The organism is Cellulomonas sp. P4_A2, from assembly GCF_056402515.1.
Window position 1 is genome coordinate 1 of record NZ_JBFUHG010000142.1, and the last position, 421, is coordinate 421.

At 73.4% G+C, this 421-nt stretch carries 1 protein-coding gene; it reads left to right on the forward strand.

The genetic code is table 11. The features are described 5' to 3' along the window. Positions 1-62: 62 nt before the first annotated feature. Positions 63-421: GNAT family N-acetyltransferase (locus AC1DUE_RS20450; protein ID WP_477041234.1), on the forward strand; the 359-nt coding region annotated here is incomplete at its 3' end.

Here is a 421-nt window from a genome sequence, read left to right on the forward strand (position 1 = left end):
CTCCACCACTCGTCGCCGGACCGCTCACCTCCGCCCCCTCCGTACCGCAGCAGTCCGCCGCGGTGCAGGCCACCCCGGCACTGTCCGAAGCCCCGGCCCCGTCCGACCGTCCGGCCGCGCCGCTCTACCGGGTCTCCCTCGCCGTCAGCCAGGAAGACGTGCGCGCCGCACAGCGGCTGCGCCATCAGGTCTTCGCCGGTGAACTCGGCGCCCGCCTCGACGGCCCCGAACCCGGCCTGGACAGCGACGCCTTCGACTCGTACTGCGACCACCTGCTGGTACGGGAGGTGGCGAGCGGCGACGTCATCGCCACGTACCGACTCCTGCCGCCCGAGCGGGCCCGGATCGCCGGCCGTCTCTACGCGGAGAGCGAATTCGATCTCGGCCGCCTCGGCCCGATCCGCGACGACCTGATCGAGGT